The following is a 4,201-nucleotide window of genomic DNA, read 5'->3' as shown; positions in this document are numbered from 1 at the left end:
GGCCTACTGGCTGCTGGCCTTCGGATTCGGTGGGCTGTGCTGGGTCAATGGCAATGGATGGGCATTGCTGGCCATCCCGCTGGCGCTGGCGGCCGCGCGCGTGCAGTGGCGGCTGCCACGATGGCGCTGGGCGTTCTACGTCTACTACGTGGCGCACCTGGCGGTGCTGGCCGCCTATGCGCACTGGCTGCGCTGACGCAGGGCACTCATCGCGGCGGCGAACTGCTCCCGGCTACGTCGCTGGAGTACTGCAGAACCTTGTCTTCGCGCTGCAGCGCAATGACATCCACCGGCTGTCCTCGCAACACCGCGCGCAAGCAGCGGATCGCCTCGGCGGAGTAGCCCAGCTCTGCAGGTGGCAACGACAATGCAACGCGGCCATCGCTGTGCTGATGCACCACGTATCGTGACAACGGCAGCGCCGCCAGCGCATGGGTCAGGTCGATGTTGTTGATCCACTGCTGGTCGGCGGTCAGATAGCGTACCGGACGTCGCCCCTGCAGGCCGACGATCATCGGCGTATCGCCGGCCATGGCCAGCGCACCGCGGTCGCCGGTGCGGTAGCGCAGCAGCGGCAGGCAGAAGTTGAATCCGCCGCTGAGCGTGATCTCACCRATCTCCCCGGGCGGCAACGGCGCCCCGTCAGCACCGAGAATTTCCACATACATGCGCGGCTGCAGCAGTACGTGGCCGCCGGCTGCATCGTCATACACGGCCAGCGGGCCCGCTTCGTTCATTGAATACAGATCGAGCACCGCGCAGCCAAAGCGCGCGGCCAGGGCCTGGCGCAGGCCCGGAGACAGCGCCATCGATACCGACAGCAGCGCCTGCGGCCGGTGTCGCACGGGCAATTCCAGCAGCGCTGCGAAGGAAATCGGATCGCCGGCGATCACTTCCGGCTGCATCTGGTCGATGTAGCGTGCGCGGTCCTCAGGATGGCGCCAGTCATCGGGATGCAGGTTGATCTTGGCCAGGCCGGATTCGTCCATCGTCGGTGTCACCGAAACATAGGTGAAGCACCGCTGCTGCATGCCCAGCAACATCACCCCCATCTGGCCGCGGCCGTGCGTCAGGGTGATGCCGAAGCGCTGCAAGGCGCGCTTGTGATGGGCCAGATAGCGTGCCGCCACCACCGGATGCGATGGCAGTACCAGTGGATGGCCGGTGGTGCCGGTGGTGCGGAAATTGATCATCCGCTCCAGCGGTACCGGGTCCGGCACGAAACGGGCGATGTCCGCTGCGAGGTCGCCACGGTGGACCGGTGCAATGTCGGTGAAGGAAGCTGGCATCGCCTGCGCGCGGTAATACGGCACCTGCGCAAACACCTCGGTCACATGCGCCTGCAGCCACGGTGGCGGTTGGTCTGGCGTCCACTCGAAGCGCGCGCAGGTGATCTCCCGTTCGTAGCCACGCAATGCCGTCACCTCATCGGCAAGCAGGCGGTTGCCGCTGGCATTGCGGAAGATCGGCGCCGCCGGGTGCTCGCGCATCTGCTGCAGCATCGCCAGGCCCGCCGCGCTCAGCGTGGGATAGCGATCGGCATCGGTCGGCTCGCGGCTCACTCGCGGGTCCACTTGTCCGCAGACTCTTCGGCCGCCTTGCGCGCCAAGGCCTCGCGGATGGCACGCGCGCGCGCTTCAGCGGCGCGGCTGGCATCGAGCAGGCGCTGCCGTTCCACGACGCTGACCCGGGCCAGGCGATCGGTCGCCTGGGCCGCTGTTTCACCCTGCGGCAGCAGGCCCAGCCGGGCCACCACGGTACGCACCAGTTCTTCGCGGCGCTCTGGATCGAACACGAACCGGTCTGCGCTGGTACTGGCCGCCAGCGCGGGCACTGCTTCGGCGAACAGGGGCATCCACGCCTCCGGGGCGATAGCCAGTGCATTCCAGTACGCATCTGCCATCAGCCATGCGGTCACCGCTGAAAGCGAGAGCTGGTTTGCATCCACGCCGGCCAGATCACCCGACAGCGTTGCCCGCAGTGCAGGGGGCAGGTGCAGCGAGCGTGCGGCAAACACATCGCCCACCACCGCCGCGACGTGCAGCCGACCGCTGCCGGCGCGGCGCGGTGGCTCGAGGAAATCGGGCGGCATGTCCAGCAGGCGCCGCAGCAGAACGTCAAGGGAGGGGCCGGAGAGCATGGTCAGGTTCCAGACTTGGCAAATACCTGGGTGGAAGGGCAATCGTCAGAGGTGCTGCGGGCGCAGCGCGGTCCACGATCATCGCTGCACCCGCATGTCGCCAGGGCCGTAGTGCTGCTGGCTGAAGGCGCGCGCGAACTGCAGCAGGTCGGCCATGTCGCGCACCACATGGATGTTCCATCCCGCGTCGCGTGCGCGCAGCAGATCGCCGGTCCATCCCGCGTTGCCGGCATCGGCGATGCGGGATGGCAGCGGGCTGAACAGGTTCAGTGCCATGGTGCCGCCACCGCCGGCCACACGCAGCGCTCTGGCGGCCACGTCCCAGCCGCTGTTGCCGCGCTCATCCTTGTCGAACATCGTGGTGATGCCGTCGTCGGAGATGTGCAGGATATGCACCGCCCGTGCATGCGGCGGACGCTCGGCATAGGTGTCACGCAACCGGTGGGTCCATGCCTGCGGGTTGGGCATCGAACCGGAACTGTCCACGTACAGATCCAGGTCCACCGGTTCGGCAGCGGGTTCACGGCCGGGTGCCAGCCCGTGCACACGCTGTACCGTCGTCAGCCCGGGAATCACATGGGGTGACTGCAGTACCGATTGCAGCCAGTCCACTGCGTCCAGTGCATCGCCGGCTTCCCAGGGCTGCAGCCCCTCCGGCAGCGGCTCCAGGGCCTGCGGCTGCGGCCCCGACGGGTAGCGGATCAGGTGTGGCAGCGCGCGCTCGCGGTAATAACGCACGGCGATCTGATGGTCATCCAGGTCCAGGCCGGCCGCGCGCAGGATCTGCCCGTACTCGAAYGGCTCGCGCATCTGTCCTGGCGAGTGCGCAGGGTCCCCAGCGAGCGCATCCGCAGGCAGATCGCTCTTCTGCGGTGCGTCTCCGCCGCGCTCATCGCCGGTGATGCGTGGATCGGATGCGGGGTGCGGCGCCGGCGCCAGCTCGTCGTCCTCCAGTTGCCCAAGGCCGACCGGTTGGCTTCCTTGGCCGGCGTGCCGGGTATCCATCAAGGCATCCACCCGCGCATCCTGCTGTGATTCCAGCAGCCAGGGCAGCAGCAGCGTGGCGAAGCGACCAGCGCCGATCATCCAGTCGCTGGCGTAGACGCGCACGACGCGTGCACCGAGCCAGGCATCGCCCTGCAATGCGCTGTCGTCGGCCGAGCCCCCCAGCGTGCCGCGCGGCTGCTGCCACAGTTCCTCGTAGATGCCCATGTACAGCTGCCAGACCGGAGAGCTGGCCTGCGCCGGTTGTCCAGCCAGGCGTCGATAGATCGCATCCATGCGCAGCCCGCTCTGGCGCTGCAGGCGATCGTTGATGAGCAGGTCGGTGTAGAGGTTGGCGACCATCGGTGCATGCGCTTCCAGCGTCGGCAGCGCACGGCGGATGCGCGCCAGCAGCCGTGCATGGTCGCTGGCGGTGGCAGGCGCCAGCACGTGGTGACCGATCTCGTGGGCGAGGATCTCCAGCGCGTAGGGTTGCAGCTGCAGGCGCTGTACTTCTTCCAGGTCGATGACGATGCGCTGGTCGGCGAGGCGGATGGCCGCGAAGCTGCCGGTCAGGCCCTCGGCGGCCGCCTGCATGCGCGAATGGCACAGCTTCGGGTCCTGCAGCCGGGTGAAACGGCTCCATGTGGCCAGTGCCTGTGGCCAGGCCTCGCGCCAGGGCTGCAGCGGATCAGCGACCGTGGCACTCATTGGGGTGGCAACACATGCACATGGTGCGACCACGGCGAGAACAGGGCGATGCCCGACGCGCCGGAGACCGCACACAGGTCGTCCTTGGACAACGCCGGCGCCATCCACTGCACGCCCAACCGGGCGGTCACATCCGGCGCCGGCCCACTGCTGCTGCCCGCTGCGTACTCGGCGGCGCTGGCAGGCAGCAGGACAGCACCGAAGGCATCGGCGAGCAGCAGGAAGTACCCGCCTGCACTTTCGACCACGAAGCCCTCGGTCGCTGCACGAACCTGTGGCGGTGCCGGAAACGCGCCGTCCAGGCCGCTGAAGCTGCCGACACGATGCCCGCGCAGGTCAACGCTGCCCTGCCGCGGATTCCACCAG

5 protein-coding genes are annotated in these 4,201 nt (G+C 68.1%); 1 reads left to right on the top strand and 4 read right to left on the bottom strand.

The features are described 5' to 3' along the window. Nucleotides 1-196 (top strand): TraX family protein (locus tag AC1VAN_RS17460; protein WP_480986309.1); only part of this gene is annotated, 196 nt, incomplete at its 5' end. Nucleotides 197-206: 10 nt separating this feature from the next. Here AC1VAN_RS17460 and AC1VAN_RS17455 read toward each other — a convergent pair. The 4 genes from AC1VAN_RS17455 to AC1VAN_RS17440 all read right to left on the bottom strand — a co-directional run. Further along, a complete protein-coding gene (locus tag AC1VAN_RS17455; RefSeq protein WP_478013500.1) occupies nt 207-1,562 on the bottom strand; it encodes an AMP-binding protein in 1,356 nt (451 codons plus the stop codon). Continuing rightward, the gene (locus tag AC1VAN_RS17450) at nt 1,559-2,140 is read right to left on the bottom strand and encodes a hypothetical protein (RefSeq protein ID WP_442251060.1); all 582 of its coding nucleotides are present in this window, start codon (nt 2,138-2,140) and stop codon (nt 1,559-1,561) included. Before AC1VAN_RS17450 ends, AC1VAN_RS17455 begins: the two co-directional genes overlap by 4 nt. Nucleotides 2,141-2,218: 78 nt before the next feature. Continuing rightward, nucleotides 2,219-3,835, bottom strand: a complete 1,617-nt coding sequence (locus AC1VAN_RS17445; protein WP_480986308.1) for a hypothetical protein — start codon at nt 3,833-3,835, stop codon at nt 2,219-2,221. Continuing rightward, nucleotides 3,832-4,201 (bottom strand): hypothetical protein (locus AC1VAN_RS17440; RefSeq protein ID WP_480986307.1); only part of this gene is annotated, 370 nt, incomplete at its 5' end. The genes AC1VAN_RS17440 and AC1VAN_RS17445, both read right to left, overlap by 4 nt.

The sequence above is a fragment of the Stenotrophomonas sp. 05L44_2 genome, assembly GCF_056665995.1.
Note: the sequence above shows the minus strand (reverse complement) of the source record. Positions and strands in the feature narration are given on the sequence as shown.